Here is a 15,060-nt window from a genome sequence, read left to right on the forward strand (position 1 = left end):
TAGCAGGCGACCTCAGGGCCGCCTCATAGACTTGATTACAGATTCTGCGTTACGAACGAGAGCATCTGGTCGGCGGTGGAGATCACCTTGGAGTTCATCTCGTAGGCGCGCTGAGTGGTGATCATGTTGACCATTTCTTCAACGGTGCTGACGTTGGACGTTTCCAGGGTGTTCTGCAGCGTGGTACCGAAACCCGCCAGGCCAGGAGTGCCGACTTGCGGCGCGCCGCTGGCAGCGGTTTCCAGGAACAGGTTGTTACCCACGGCTTGCAGGCCGGCCGGGTTGATGAAGTCGGCGGTCTGCAGGTTACCGATTACCTGGGAGGCCGGGTTGCCGGCGACCGTGATGGAGACGGTACCGTCGCGGCCGACAGTGAAGGTCTGGGCATCGTTCGGGATGACGATGGCCGGTTCCAGGGCGAAACCGCTGGCGTTGACGATCTGGCCATTGGAATCGAGGTGGAAGGTACCGTCACGGGTATAGGACGTGGTGCCATCCGGTTGCAGGATCTGGAAGAAGCCGCGGCCGTCGATGGCCATGTCCAGAGGCTGCTCGGTGGTTTGCAAGCTACCGGCGTTGAAGTTCTTCTGGGTGCCGACGATCCGCACACCGGTACCCAGTTGCAGACCGGACGGCAATTCGCTGTCCTGGGTCGATTGGGCACCTGGCTGGCGCTTGATCTGATACAGCAGGTCCTGGAACTCGGCACGGTCACGTTTGAAGCCCGTGGTCGACACGTTCGCCAGGTTGTTGGAAATGGTGGTCAGGTTGGTGTCCTGGGCGGACAGACCTGTTTTGGCAACCCATAGAGCCGGAAGCATTCGATTCTCCTCGTGCGCCTGTTTTACGGCGCAACGTTCTGATAATTAGCTGATCTGCAAGACCCGAGCCATGGCCTGGTCGTCTTCTTTGGCGGTGTTCATCATTTTGACGTGCAGCTCGAATTGCTTGGCCAGCGCCAGCACCGAAGTCATTTCCTCCACGGCGTTGACGTTGCTCGACTCAAGGAATCCGGACACCAGTTTGACGTTGGCATCGGCTTGCGCCGGCTGACCATCCTTGGTGTGGATGGAACCGTCCAGGCCCTTGGTCATGTTCTTGAAGTCCGGGTTGACCAGCTTGATGCGGTCGACCTCGGCCATCACGCGTGGACCTTCGCCCATCGCTCGAATGCTGACGGTCCCGTCCTCGCCGATTTCAACCTGCTGCTCGGGCGGCACGGAGATCGGTCCGCCATTGCCCAGGACCGGCATGCCGTTGCCGGCGCGCAATACGCCCAGGGCGTCAATGTTCAGGCTGCCGGTGCGCACGTAGCTTTCACCGCCATCGGGGGTCTGAACGGCGAGCCAGCCATTGCCCTGCACCGCGACGTCGAGATCGCGACCAGTCTGCACCAACGAACCGGCGGAGAAGTCGGTGGCGGGACGCTCTGACATGGCAAACGCACGCGCCGGAAAGACGTCACCGAACACCGGCATCGAACGGGCCTGCTCCAGGTCCCGCTGGAAACCATTGGTGGAGATGTTCGCCAGGTTGTTCGCGTGAGCCTTCTGCGCCAGTGCATTCTGGCTGGCGCCGGTCATTGCCACATAAAGGTACTTGTCCACACTCTTTCCTCTGCATGCCGGGCGTTTGCCGCCCACTGCTGTATTACTGAGCCTCAAGCAATTTGCAGACCAACTTTGTTTCAGCGGCGTTGGAGCCGCTAAACAAAGGGGTTGAAGGGATCAGGGGGAGACAGGGGAATCTATCGAAGACGAAAAACCGGCGGTGTCATGCCGGTAAGAGGCAAGGACCGTCAGACCCTTGCCAGCGCACTGCGCAGAACACCCACGACCTGGTTCTGTTGCTCCCCGGACAAACCAAGCCATAGAGGCAATCGCAGCAAGCGCTCGGAATATCCATCGGTCACTTCCATGGAGCCATGCACACGGCCATAACGCTTCCCGGCAGGCGAAGAATGCAGCGGCACGTAATGAAACACGGCATAGATGGCCTGTTTCTTCAACTCGTCGAGCACTCGTTGACGATCAATACCCGGGGCGAGCAATACGTAGTACATGTGCGCGTTGTGCTGACAACCTTCAGGCACTATCGGGCGACGCAGCAAGCCATCGCGTTCGAATTCCGCCAGGGCCGCATGATAGTGCTCCCAGATCGCCAGGCGGCTATTGGTAATGGCTTGAGCTTCTTCCAACTGCGCCCAGAGGAAAGCGGCTATCAGTTCGCCGGGCAGAAACGAGGAGCCGACCTCTTGCCAGGTGTATTTGTCGACCTCGCCGCGAAAGAACCGGCTGCGATCGGTGCCTTTCTCGCGGATGATCTCGGCTCGCAATGCCAGCTCGGGATCGTTGACGAGCAATGCCCCACCCTCTCCCGAAATGACGTTCTTGGTTTCATGAAAACTGAACGCGCCAAGGTCGCCGATGCTGCCCAGGGCACGACCCTTGTAGGTCGACATCACGCCTTGCGCGGCGTCTTCGACCACCGCCAGCCCATGCTTGCGCGCAATTGCGAGAATTGCATCCATCTCGCAGGCTACGCCTGCGTAGTGCACCGGTACGATCACTTTGGTCCGTGGCGTGATGGCCGCCTCGATCAGGCGCTCGTCCAGGTTCAGGGTATCGGGACGAATGTCGACGAAAACCGGCACCGCGCCACGCAACACAAAAGCATTGGCCGTGGAAACGAAGGTAAAGGAAGGCAGGATGACTTCGTCGCCCGGCTGAATGTCCAGCAGCAGCGCGGCCATTTCCAGCGCGGCGGTGCACGAGTGGGTGAGCAGGGCCTTGTTGCAGCCCGTTCGGGACTCCAGCCAACCGTGGCAGCGCTTGGTGAATGGACCGTCACCGGCAAGCATGTTGCCGAACTTGGCCTGGGCGATGTAATCGAGCTCCCTGCCAGTCATGTGCGGCCGGTTGAAGAATATTGTGTCTTTGCTCATTGCGAACTTCCCTGGGTGGGCGTGGTAATTAGTGGCGCACAGCACAATCGTTCAAAGTGTGCTGATCCGCCCACCGATCTGAGTGCCTTTTTCTAGGTTTTCGTAGAAGTACGGGGTGAAGCCGGCCTTCTTCATCGCCTGTTGGGTTTCACCGATATCGTACTCAACCCGGTACAGCTCGAATGCTTCGCCGTCCCAGGTCGCGAAGCCTGCTCGTGCATCGCCGTCCCGGGGTTGACCCACCGAACCGGGGTTGCAATAGGCCTTGTCCGCACCACGCCACAAGCACTGCACATGGGTGTGGCCCGATGCGAAAAATCGACCAGGCAAGGGCATGAAATATTCGCTCGATGGCCGCAGGTATTCATCCAGCGGATCGTTCCAACCGCCATGGACGACGCTCAATTCACCCTGGATCGAGCGCTCCTCAAGGGAGTCCAGCCACGCCAGGTTCTGCGCCGTGATGACGCTGCGCTGATAGTCCAGGCAGGCATTGGCGCTGTTGGAGCGAGGACATTGCTCATGCCTGGCCAGATACCAGTCATGATTGCCCATCACGGAAAAGATGTTGCGCTCGCGCAAGGCCTCACAACACTCGTTGACCTGACTGTAATAACCGGCCGTATCGCCCAGACAGATAATCCGCGACACGCCCAGCTCATCGAGCTTCGCAAGCACGGTCCGAAGGGCGCTGTAGTTGCCGTGTACATCAGAAATGATCCCGATCATAGACAATGAAGTCCTCTATAAAACGAACAGCAAAACCACTGCGGATCACTGGCTGGGCCAGCGTCTTGCCATCGAGGTAATGGTCCAGGCACATGGCGGCCTCGTTGTAGCCAAATGCGCGACGGATCGAGCTGGTCGAGGATATGCGGGGATTGATTTCGAGCAGACGCCAAGTGCCGTCCCTGCCACGGCGGAACTGCAGATTGGTCGGCCCCGCCGGCTTGAACGCCTGGCACAGCCTGATGACGGCCTGATCCAGCGAGTCATGCTGCTCCACCCAGGCCTTGGCGGTGGAACCGTCCGAGGCCAGACGGCGGCGGAAGGTGATGATCGGGCCAGCATCCCCCTCTCCATCGCCAAACGCAGCCACGGTGAACTCATCGGCGGCGCTGCCAATGATCGGCTGCGCCATGAGGTGCTCACCGAGCAGTGCCGCATGGGGCGTAAAGTCGCGCTCTTCGCGAACCCAGACCAACCCCTTGGAGGCGTAGCTTCTGCGTGGTTTGAGGAGGAACGGCAAGCCCAAGGCGGCCTTGAGCGAGTGAAAATCCCCGGTCAGCAGCGTTGGAATACGGCTAGGGTCTCCCAACGCCACCAGCGCCTGGTCCATCGCCCATTTATCCCTGGAAAGCTCAATCAGGTTCTGGTTATTGAGCACGATCCGGCAGTCGAAGGTCGCCAACAATGCCCGGTTGTCCGACAGCCAGTGAATGTCCTGTTCAATCCCCGGAATCAGCAGGTCAACCTGGTGCCGGGCCAGCGCATTGCCCAACCATTGGCCGTACTCCGGCGCAGAGGTCAACGGCGCCTGCTCGAACACGTCGCTCCAGCCGCGCCCCACAGCGTCTTCGTAGATATCGGTGCCGACCAGGCGAACGGAGGGGTCCGCCGCACGCAGCGACTTAAGCAGGCCGTAGCCCATGATGGCGCCTACGCCCGTCACCATGACGGTCTTCATGACAGATTCTCCCGGTGTGCTCTCATCAGCTCGAAGCCCTGGCGAACACCGATTCGCGGAGTGAATCCAATGCGCTCGTACAACTCACCCGCACCATCAAAGAGAGGCAGATCGGGAATATCATTTTTTTCCACCAGGAAGCGGAGATCCAATGGCTTGCCAACCGCATCGAATGCAGCCTGGACAATCTCGGAAAGATGAAGGCTTTCAGGGTGTCCGCAGTTGTAAAAACCAGGGATACCTTGCTCCGCCAACCGGGCGCAGATCTCGGCCAGATCATTCAAATGCAGGTAGTTACGCCTTGCATCATTGCTGCCATACAACTCGACGGTTTGGCCCTCCCGGGCCTTGTCGGCAATGGCGTAGAGCAAAGGCTGATGAGGCTGGCACAGCCCCTCGCTGTCATAGACTTGACTGATGCGCAGCACGGTCAACGCCATGCCCCGCGCCTGGCAATAAAGGCTCGCCACTTCTTCGGCATGGCGCTTGGACAGTGAATAGATGCCAAAGTAGGGATCCGTTGGCTGATAGCAGGCCGAATGCGATGACAACAGGATGAAATGCCGCGCTCCGCATTGTTCGGCAAGGCGGCAGGCAGCCAATGCTCCCACGCTGTTGACCAGTTCGGCACGGACCAGATCGTCCGGTTGGCCGCCGCCGAAATCGGCAGCAGCGAGTACAACCAGGTCAAAGCGCTCGTCGCAATCGCAAGGTTCCTGACTGCTCAAGTCAAACGTGACATCGGCATCTCGACGCCCCGCCAACTTGACCTGCCCAAGACGTGACAACTCGCGGGCGACCGCCCTGCCGATGACTGACGTGCTTCCGATGACCAGGCTTTTCATGACGGGGCAACGGTCGCTTCAAGCATCAACGCACAACTGAGCTCCGGATAGTCGATGCCCACGGTGCACATGGCTGCCACCACGTCGGCACTCAAGTCCAATGCCTTCAATTGCCCGGTAGTGAATGGCTTGAGAAATACCCCCTCCTTGCGCACCACTTGGTATCCGGCGGATTCCAGTTCAGAGGTCAGGCTCTGAAGCGAATAGCTGCGCACATGACCCAACTCCAGATCACCCTGCCCCAGCGCCATCATGTCGCCGAGCAGCCCGGCGGCATGACCGAACCGCCGATGCAGGGACTCACCATTGGGCACGAGCACGAAGCAACGCCCGCCCGGGGCCAGGTAGTGCTTGAACTTTTTCAGGACAGCCTGCGGATCGTCGACATGCTCAAGCACAAACCCCATGACGATCAGGTCGAATCGCTTGTCGGTGTCGAATGTCTCGAAGTAACTTTCGACGATCTCGGCCGTATTGTCCGGGTACTGTGCCTTGAACTGATCAATCACCGAGGCGGAACCATCGATCACCGTGTGCTCACCAAAAAACTGCGAGAAACGATGGGTGCTGAACCCATGGCCAATACCGAGTTCCAGCAGCCTTTGCTCTTTGCTGCAGAGCGCCATGATGCGCCGGGGGTACCAGTTCAAAATGATGTTGTTGTCATACGCATAACCAAAGCCGTCGCTGTAGGCGGCGATGAAAGTATCCAATTCGTTGCTCATGTCACGGGCACCCCACTGAGCGGCCAAGATAGTAATCAGTACGCATCAATCGGCCAGCCAGGCACGTCGCCAGGCCTCCAGCCGCTCGCCCTCGAGCAACCACTGTGCACGCACGGTCGACTGCAAGGCGTCGCCCAGCGTGGCCGAGGCGGCACGGTCTTCAAGGTGCAGACGGATCGCCCGAATCCAGTCCTGCGCCTGGTTGCTCACCCGTGAAAGCGGTAGGACCTCACCCCCGACAAAACCCTGCACTCGACTGCAAATGATCGGATGCCCACAGGCGGCATGTTGCAGCACTCGCAGATCACCGGAACATGCGTTGTTCAGGGTTTCTTCCATGGGCACCAGCGCCAGGTCCAGATTCAGTGCGGCCATGGCCACCGCCAACTGGCGCTGTTCGACGGCCGGGTGCAGCTCCTTCAAAAACGGTCGCATGGACTCCGGACAGTCGCCGAGCACCACCCACTCGACTTCGCCCGCCAGCGCAGGCAGCACATTGGCGAGCAGTTGCGAGTCCTTCCCACCCAGCCAGCCCAGGCGCGGCTTGGACGCCACGCCCCGCTGGCTTTGTATCCGTCCCCACGGAGCGGGCAGCAGGCTCTCCACCACGCGGATATCGTCGTGCTCACCCTGCAGCAGTTCGGCCAGCGCAGGCGTGCCGACCAGTACCCGATCGGCCTGCATCAGTCCTAAACGCATCCGTTCGAGCAGTTCATCGGAGGAGTAATCGCCGTTCAACTCCATGTGCGGCAAGTAGCCGTCCAGATCGTAGACGATGAACGCCTTGGAAAACGCCCTCAAGCGCCGCAAAGTGGCCAGCCCGGCATCATCCAGAGGCCGTTGCAACACCACACTGGTCGGCGCCAGGCGCTCGATTTCCACGGCTGACAACAGACTCGAAACGGCCGCCCCGTCGACTTCCCCTGCCTCCAGCAAGGCCTTGAGCGGCTGAGCCAGTCGCGAGTGCCCCGGCGCCTGCTGGTCGGTGACACAGGCCAGCACCCTCGGCACGCTGCCTTTCGGCATTTGCCAGATCAGGTCATTGGTTTCCAGCACGAAGGCCTCGCCTGAGCGAAGCGAAAAATTGGCATTGTAGGACGGGTCATGGGCCAACTGCGGCAACCATCGCGCGAACAATGCGTCCTCTTGGTCGCTACTGGCTGAGGCGACGGGTACCGGGTCCAGCAACAGTCGCGCATAGGGCGTCCAGACGTTCAGGTAGCCAGCCTGCTGCAACCTCAGGCACAGGTCGACCGCTGTCCAGGGGGCCTGAGACGAATCGATATCGAAACCGCCTGCCTCCAGGAACAGCGCCCGACGCACCATCAGGCATTCGCCGCCAACTGCCGAGCAGTTCTGCTCAAGGCGAAGACGCCCCATGTAACCCGGCGCCTCGGACGACAAGCCTTCAAATGCTTTCCCGAGCGTCCCGCCCAAACCCAGCACAAGGCCGGCCTGAACGATGCGATCGCGGCTGTCCTGCAACCTGCCGCCCACGGCACCGACTTCCGGACGCTGGGCGTGATTGAGCAAAGCTGGCAGCCACTCGGCATCGAGCACAGCGCTGTGTGCATCGAGCCAGACCAGATACTCGCCACGCGCCTCCTGCGCCGCCGCATTGCACATCGCTGCACGAGGCTGGCCCGGCATGAATCGCAACACCTGGATGCGATTTCCCCCCATCTGCTCGATCAGCCCGAGCCACTCCAATAAAGCGGGTTCCTCGCTGCCCGGCTCGATCAGCAGGATTTCGTAGTCCACGGAGTGGGTGTGCGCAAACAGACTTTCCAGGCAACGCTGGAAGTTCGCCAACTGCCCCTGCAGGTAAATCAGGATACTGACCGAGGCCTGTCGTGCCTGACCGTAGTCGATACGATAGCGGCCCGGCTCGTTTTCCAGCGCGATGGCACGCGCCTGCCCATACCCACGCCCGTGAAGATGCGCCTCGATGACCGCGCGCTCGTCGGCACAAGCGGATTTGCGCACCTCGTTGGCGGTCAGCAGCGGCTCGCTGACATGGCCGATGCTGGCCACACCCTGCTCGCCGATCAGGCGCAGTTGGTAGGCCAGTTCAAAGGCGCCACCACTGAAGTTGTCAAACCCGTGCAGGCGCACCAGCGCCTCGCGACGATAAAGCCAATGACGGGACAAGCTGGCCGGAAACGCCAACAGCATGTCCAGGTTCAGATCCGGGCGCAACGCGATGTCGACCACCCCGCCGCCGACACGCAATGCCTCGTCGGCGTACACCGCCAGGCAAGTGTGGGGCGCTTCGAGCAGATTCAGGGCCATTACCAGCAACCCGGGGGCGATGATCTCCTCCCCGGCGTCGATCAGCAGCAACCAGTCGCTCTGATTGTTTTCGAGCCAGCCATTGATCGCGGCGGCCGGCTGCTTCGGCTCACAGGCCAGCCACTGAACATGGGCACGCCCCGGATCCGCACTGCCCATCACGCAGACCTGCACCGCCGGATACAACTGTTCATCCAGGCTGTCCAGGCTACGAGCCAAGGCCAACTGATCGCCATCATCGCGAACCAGTACGGTGAAGCTCGGCGCTGTCGGGCTCGCCAACCGCTCATTGATCAGGCGCAATTGCGGCGCGAGCGGGTAGCGCTGGCGCAACCAGTCGAGCATCCCCAGGCGGTTACCCTCCGCCTGGCGGGCGGCGCTGGCCTGGGTCTTGGCAATAAACACATCGAGTTGCTGCCAGAAAGACGCCGTGCGCTCGACGTAACGATGCAAGGCATCACCCAGGGTTGACCGGGCGATGGCCAATGGCTGCGGTTGATCGAACATGGCAAAGCCGGTACTGCCGAAGAAACTGGTATCGAGCACCTGCTGGTCGATGCCATGCCCTGGCATGAAGATCACCGGACACCCACACATCGCCGCCATCACGCACGTCATCGACCACTCATAGCTGTACATCACTTCGGCCTGACGCAGCAGCTTGGCCAGCTCAGGCAGGGTCCGGGGATTGGCCATGCTCAGAAGCTCGATATCCGCGGGCAGTTGCGAGTAGTCGATTTTCTCGAGCGGGTGACGGTTCTGGTACAGGTACGCGCCCTTGCGCACGGTGTCAGGGGCGGTTGGCGAAAACATTTCGACGTCGATGGCCGGCACGCACAACAGGTCGCCGTCCGGGTCCCCCCGGTGCTCGGCGAGGCGAGCGGCGTAATAGAAAATCAAGTCGCTGGGGGCGGCATCCATGCCCTTTGCGGTGAGAAAGCCCTCAAAGTTCAGCAGAAATCGGGCCACGACCGAACAGTTGAGCGGGTTACCCGGGAACACCTCGGGATACACCGCAATCGGCACCTTGCCCATCGCCACATGGCGCTGGGCAATCGCCGAGGTCAGCACGGGCGTCTTCAGGTCCGGATTGACCACATCGTTGCCGCAGATGTAAGCCTCGCGCCCGCTGAGGTTGAGCATATGGCAGAGATAATGCAACGTGACGACACCCGACGACGTCTCCCGGTAGGCAGGCGCCAGGAAATAGTATGGATGTTCGGGTTTGGCATACATCAGCCGCAGACGCGCCAGTGCCTGTTCGAGCGAGGGAGCGTCTAGCTGCGCTAGGTTCGACATCGGGTGCAATCTCCAGATCAAATCAAACAGGGGGACTGGCAACGATTGCTCAGGCCACCCCTTTCTTCAGATAAGCCGATGCATCCGCGCCGGTATTGAACAGCAGGTCGATCACACTGAGCGCATGCTGAAAGTCGCCGTACACCTGCGGATATTCGGGATAGCCTGCATAACTCATGTACGCCACGGTGATTCCATGGGCGGCGAACGCCGCTTCGTCGAGGTAATGACTGGCCGCAGGTCCCGAGAGGTATTCGTTGGCACCGAGGGCCCCGCATAAATGGATCAGGCGTTCGTTCCTGCCTTCTACGCCGCCCAGGTCCTCGGAGCGGTAGAGCGGTGTGTGAATGCCCAGCAGAGGGCACAAGCCTGCGATGAACAGGTGGTTGATGGCGCTCAGGTGGGTCAGGTCAGCCGCCTGCTCGTAGAGGGCGCGGATTGGCGACTCCATTCGAGAGAAGCATGCTGCACGCCGATAGCTCTGCTCGATGGTCTTCCAGTGCGCTGCGGCCCATCCCGGATCACTGATCTGCACTTCATTGATCAACTGACCGAGAAGCCCTTTCTTTTTGACCGGGATGCTCAACCAATGCTCGCCCTGAGCGGTCTTGATCTGGTTGCGGTTACGCCAGTCACTGCGGGTGTACTGGACGTCGTCATAGAGGACGAATGCATCGACACTGCGGATCAGATCGAAATAGCCCTTCCAGGGGATATAGTTCGACTGCACCACAGCAATTTTCTTTTGCATCCTGAACCTCACGTACAAAGCGCAAACCGCAGCGTTGCCTAGTCAAAAAGTCGCCGCCAGACATGAAAAAGCTGACAGGAACCCCGAACTAGCAAATCCCATACCACCCCCTCGGTTGAGGTGCTGACCGCCGGGCTCAAGGCTCTGGGAGGATTTGGTCTACTTGTACGTCGTACGCGCGCAACTTATTGGCGATGGTGGTGTGCGAAACCCCCAACCGTTTGCCGAGTTGGCGGCTGCTGGGGTATTCGGCGTAAAGACACTCCAGCACCGCCTTTTCGAACCGACCGACAATCGCATCCAAACCGCCCTCCAACGAAAAATCGCCAAGCGGCTGACGCGCGCCATAATCCGGCAGGCGAATATGTTCGGCCTTGACCGTCCCGCCCTCGCACAGCGAGACCGCCTGGAACAACACGTTTTCCAGCTGGCGAACGTTACCCGGCCAATGATAGTGAGTGAGTCTTTCCATGGCAGACGATGCCAGTTTCGGTAAAGGGCAGCCGATCTGCCGGCTGGCTTGGTCGAGGAAATGCTCCACCAGCGGCGGCAAACCGTCTAGGCATTCGCGCAGGGGCGGAATGTGCAGCGACAGCACATTCAAGCGGTGATACAGATCCTGGCGGAACTCGCCACGGGCACACAATTCCGAGAGGTCGACCTGGGTCGCACAGATCACCCGCACATCCAGGTACACCTCCTCATCACTGCCGACACGTCGGAAGCATCCCTCTTGCAGGAAGCGCAGCAATTTCACCTGCAGGCGCGGGCTCATTTCTGCCACCCCATCGAGAAACAGGGTTCCGCCGGCCGTCAATTCCAGCAGGCCAAGCTTGCCCTCGGCGCGCGCGCCTTCGAACGCGCCGGGGCCGTAGCCAAACAACTCGGTTTCGGCCATGGATTCTGGCAGCCCCGCGCAATTGAGCGCCATCAATGGCGACTGCCCGCGCGGACTGGCGAGGTGACAGGCGCGTGCCAGCAACTCCTTGCCGGTGCCGGTTTCGCCCTCTATCAATAGCGGCGCATCCAACGGCGCCATGCGCCGGGCTTCGCGCACCACGGCAGCCATGACCTTCGAGCTTTGGAAGATGCTGTCGAAGCCGCGCAGTTCCTGCTTGCGCACGTTATAGATGCGCTCGCCCACCCGGTCGGCACGGTGCAACGTCAACACGGCCCCCGCCATGGCTTCGCTGTCGTCGTGTTCCGATTGCAAAGGCGCGATGTCAGCCAGGAACACATCGCCCTTGACCTTGACGCGCAGCCCGTTGATCCGCGATTTGTTGGCGCGCACCAGTTCCGGCAAGTCGAAGTCCTCGGCATAACGCGACAACGGAATGCCCGGCACCTCGTCCACCCGCACTCCAAGCAACTGCGCCGCCGCGCGGTTAGCCGCGACGATAGATCCGCCCATATCAATCGATAACACCGGAAACTCCAGCGCACCCAACAAGGCATTGAGTTCCATGTGCCGACGCTCGCTGGGCATCAGCCCTACACGCTTGACGCCAAAGACCCCGGCAATCGACTCGAACTTCGGACGCAATGCCTGGAACTGGAGATTGATCAGATTGGGGCAATGCAGATAGATCGCGTTGCCATGCTCGCCACCCACCTCACCGCGAGCCACGTTGATGCCGTACTCCACCAGCAGGTTGAGGATGTCGCGCAGGATGCCGATGCGGTTCTGACAGTGGACTTTGATACGCATGGGGAGCCTCGGATCTCGAGTGACCGACGCCCCGTGAGAGGAATTTTCTGCGCAGGGGGTCATTTAGTCGTAAAGATTACGTGACACTCGATCCGCTATTCAACCCACCAAAATCGAAGCGGAGCTCAATGACAGCGACATCGTAACGAAAACTTTACAAAAACCCGCTCAACACTTCGCAAGCAATGGCCTCCCCGTACTGCAATGGCGCAATGCATGCGCTATTTCTGAATCCATAGCCGCCATAACAAGAACGTATTCCCCTGGAGAACAGCATGAAGCAGACGCAATACGTGGCCCGTGAGCCCGATGCGCAAGGTTTTATCCACTACACCAGCGAAGAGCACGCGGTGTGGAACACGCTGATCACCCGCCAACTGAAAGTGATCGAGGGCCGTGCGTGCCAGGAGTACCTGGACGGCATCGAACAACTCGGCCTGCCCCACGACCGTATCCCGCAGCTGAGTGAAATCAACAAGGTCCTGGGTGAAACCACCGGCTGGCAAGTGGCACGCGTGCCGGCGCTGATTCCGTTCCAGACCTTTTTCGAATTGCTGGCCAACAAGCAGTTTCCGGTGGCGACGTTCATCCGTACGCGCGAAGAGCTGGACTACCTGCAAGAGCCTGACATTTTCCACGAGATTTTTGGCCACTGCCCGCTGTTGACCAACCCATGGTTCGCTGAATTCACCCACACCTACGGCAAACTTGGCCTGCAAGCTTCGAAGGAAGAACGCGTGTACCTGGCGCGCCTGTACTGGATGACCATCGAGTTCGGCCTGATGGATACGCCCCAAGGACTGCGCATCTACGGCGGCGGCATTCTCTCCTCGCCGAAGGAAACCGTTTACTGCCTCTCGGACGAACCCGAGCACCAGGCATTCGATCCGCTGGAATGCATGCGCACGCCGTATCGCATCGACATCCTGCAACCCTTGTACTTTGTCCTGCCCGATCTCAAGCGCCTGTTCGACCTCGCCCACGAAGACATCATGGGTATGGTCAAGCAAGGTATGCAACTGGGCCTGCACGCCCCGAAATTTCCGCCGAAAGCTGCGTGACCCGCGACTTTTCGCAACAAGTGTGTCTGTTACCGAGCGACGCTTTGCTTTAGCGTAAAGCCATCCCCTGGTAACGATGACCCCGACTTCCCAAACATTCGATTTCAGGAACACATCATGTCCACTTTGAACCAAGCCCATTGCGAAGCGTGCCGCGCCGACGCACCACAGGTCAGCGACGAAGAACTGCCGGTACTAATCAAGCAGATCCCTGACTGGAACATCGAAGTTCGCGACGGCATCATGCAGCTGGAAAAGGTCTACCTGTTCAAGAACTTCAAGCACGCGCTGGCCTTCACCAATGCCGTCGGTGAAATCTCCGAGGCCGAGGGCCACCACCCGGGCCTGCTGACCGAATGGGGCAAAGTCACCGTGACCTGGTGGAGCCACTCCATCAAGGGCCTGCACCGCAACGACTTCATCATGGCCGCGCGCACCGACGACGTGGCCAAGGATGCCGAGGGCCGTAAATAATGCATTTCGACGCCATCGGTCGAGTACCCGGCGACCCGATCCTGGGCCTGATGGAGGCTTACGCGCAGGACCCGAACCCGCGCAAATTCGACCTGGGCGTTGGCGTATACAAGGATGCCCAGGGCCTGACGCCGATCCTCGCGTCCGTGAAACTCGCCGAGCAACGCCTGGTGGATCGCCAGACCACCAAGACCTACATCGGCGGGCATGGCGAGCCGGCGTTCGGCAAGGCGATCAATGCGCTCGTGCTCGGCGCCGACTCTGCGCTGATCGCCGAACAAAGGGTTGGCGCTACCCAGACCCCCGGCGGCACCGGCGCATTGCGCCTGAGCGCGGACTTCATCGCCCAATGCCTGCCGGGTCGCGGCGTTTGGCTGAGCAACCCAACCTGGCCGATCCACGAAACCATTTTCACCACGGCCGGGGTCAAGGTGAACCACTACCCCTACGTGGGCAGTGATAACCGCCTCGACGTGGAGGCGATGCTGGCTGCGCTGAACCAGGCGCCAATCGGCGACGTGGTGTTGCTGCACGCCTGCTGCCACAACCCCACCGGTTTCGACCTGAGTCACGAGCAATGGCGTCGTGTGCTGGAAGTGGTGCGTCGTCGCGATCTGGTGCCGCTGATCGACTTCGCTTACCAGGGCTTTGGCGATGGCCTGGAACAGGACGCCTGGTCGACCCGCTTGTTTGCCGCCGAACTGCCGGAAGTGCTCATCACCAGTTCCTGCTCGAAGAATTTCGGTCTGTACCGCGACCGCACCGGCGCGTTGATCGTCTGCGCCAAGAGCACCGACAAACTGCTGGATATCCGCAGCCAACTCGCCAACATCGCCCGCAACCTGTGGTCGACACCCCCGGATCATGGCGCGGCCGTGGTGGCAACGATCCTGGGCGATCCCGAGCTCAAAAGCCTGTGGACCGATGAAGTCGAAGGCATGCGTTTGCGCATCGCACAATTGCGCAGCGGCCTGGTCGAGGCGCTCGAGCCCCATGGCTTGCGCGAGCGTTTTGCGCACATTGGCGTGCAGCGCGGCATGTTTTCATACACCGGGTTGTTACCCGAGCAGGTCAAGCAACTGCGTGACCGCCACAGCGTGTACATGGTCGGCACCGGTCGGGCAAACGTGGCCGGCATCGACGCGACGCGCCTGGATCTGCTGGCGGAAGCGATTGCGGACGTGTGTAAGTAACCCACAAACGCCGCAACCCCTGCAGGAGCGAGCATGCTCGCTCCTGCAGGGGATCAGTACCTCCCACCGACCTGTCTAGAC

Annotated in this window: 13 protein-coding genes; 3 read left to right on the forward strand and 10 right to left on the reverse strand. The window is 60.4% G+C overall.

Going from position 1 to position 15,060, the window contains the following annotated elements:
- Positions 1-35 precede the first annotated feature (35 nt).
- The 10 genes from flgG to AB4O36_RS18905 all read right to left on the reverse strand — a co-directional run bounded on the left by flgG (position 36) and on the right by AB4O36_RS18905 (position 12,251).
- Positions 36-821 carry a flagellar basal-body rod protein FlgG gene (flgG, locus tag AB4O36_RS18860; RefSeq protein ID WP_008030483.1) on the reverse strand — a complete coding sequence of 262 codons (786 nt, stop codon included), beginning with the start codon at positions 819-821 and terminating at the stop codon, positions 36-38.
- A gap of 45 nt (positions 822-866) precedes the next feature.
- Entirely contained in the window at positions 867-1,607 is a 741-nt protein-coding gene (locus tag AB4O36_RS18865; RefSeq protein ID WP_460117176.1) for a flagellar basal body rod protein FlgF, read from the reverse strand.
- A 191-nt stretch (positions 1,608-1,798) separates the two neighbouring features.
- Positions 1,799-2,944 carry a dTDP-4-amino-4,6-dideoxygalactose transaminase gene (gene rffA, locus AB4O36_RS18870; protein ID WP_460139999.1) on the reverse strand — a complete coding sequence of 382 codons (1,146 nt, stop codon included), beginning with the start codon at positions 2,942-2,944 and terminating at the stop codon, positions 1,799-1,801.
- A gap of 51 nt (positions 2,945-2,995) precedes the next feature.
- Positions 2,996-3,673, reverse strand: coding sequence for a metallophosphoesterase family protein (locus tag AB4O36_RS18875; protein WP_460140000.1), 678 nt, complete (start codon positions 3,671-3,673; stop codon positions 2,996-2,998).
- Positions 3,654-4,631: an ATP-grasp domain-containing protein gene (locus tag AB4O36_RS18880; RefSeq protein WP_460140001.1), complete on the reverse strand. Its 978-nt coding sequence runs from the start codon at positions 4,629-4,631 to the stop codon at positions 3,654-3,656. Before AB4O36_RS18880 ends, AB4O36_RS18875 begins: the two co-directional genes overlap by 20 nt.
- Positions 4,628-5,476, reverse strand: coding sequence for an NAD-dependent epimerase/dehydratase family protein (locus AB4O36_RS18885; protein WP_460140002.1), 849 nt, complete (start codon positions 5,474-5,476; stop codon positions 4,628-4,630). Before AB4O36_RS18885 ends, AB4O36_RS18880 begins: the two co-directional genes overlap by 4 nt.
- Positions 5,473-6,201, reverse strand: coding sequence for a class I SAM-dependent methyltransferase (locus AB4O36_RS18890; protein WP_460140003.1), 729 nt, complete (start codon positions 6,199-6,201; stop codon positions 5,473-5,475). The genes AB4O36_RS18885 and AB4O36_RS18890 overlap by 4 nt, the downstream gene beginning before the upstream one ends.
- A gap of 45 nt (positions 6,202-6,246) precedes the next feature.
- Positions 6,247-9,792, reverse strand: coding sequence for a glycosyltransferase (locus AB4O36_RS18895; protein WP_460140004.1), 3,546 nt, complete (start codon positions 9,790-9,792; stop codon positions 6,247-6,249).
- A 49-nt stretch (positions 9,793-9,841) separates the two neighbouring features.
- On the reverse strand, positions 9,842-10,543 hold the full coding sequence (locus tag AB4O36_RS18900; RefSeq protein WP_460140005.1) for a WbqC family protein: 702 nt from the start codon (positions 10,541-10,543) through the stop codon (positions 9,842-9,844).
- A 136-nt stretch (positions 10,544-10,679) separates the two neighbouring features.
- Positions 10,680-12,251: a sigma-54-dependent transcriptional regulator gene (locus AB4O36_RS18905; protein WP_460117186.1), complete on the reverse strand. Its 1,572-nt coding sequence runs from the start codon at positions 12,249-12,251 to the stop codon at positions 10,680-10,682.
- A 275-nt stretch (positions 12,252-12,526) separates the two neighbouring features.
- Between AB4O36_RS18905 and phhA the strand changes: the two genes are divergently transcribed.
- The 3 genes from phhA to AB4O36_RS18920 all read left to right on the forward strand — a co-directional run bounded on the left by phhA (position 12,527) and on the right by AB4O36_RS18920 (position 14,979).
- Complete coding sequence (phhA, locus tag AB4O36_RS18910) at positions 12,527-13,312, forward strand: phenylalanine 4-monooxygenase (RefSeq protein ID WP_460117188.1); 786 nt, start codon at positions 12,527-12,529, stop codon at positions 13,310-13,312.
- Between the two features lie 117 nt (positions 13,313-13,429).
- The gene (locus AB4O36_RS18915) at positions 13,430-13,786 is read left to right on the forward strand and encodes a 4a-hydroxytetrahydrobiopterin dehydratase (RefSeq protein ID WP_460117189.1); all 357 of its coding nucleotides are present in this window, start codon (positions 13,430-13,432) and stop codon (positions 13,784-13,786) included.
- Positions 13,786-14,979, forward strand: coding sequence for an amino acid aminotransferase (locus AB4O36_RS18920; RefSeq protein WP_460117190.1), 1,194 nt, complete (start codon positions 13,786-13,788; stop codon positions 14,977-14,979). Before AB4O36_RS18915 ends, AB4O36_RS18920 begins: the two co-directional genes overlap by 1 nt.
- The last annotated feature ends 81 nt before the right edge of the window (positions 14,980-15,060 follow it).

This window comes from Pseudomonas sp. S2_E01, assembly GCF_054668365.1.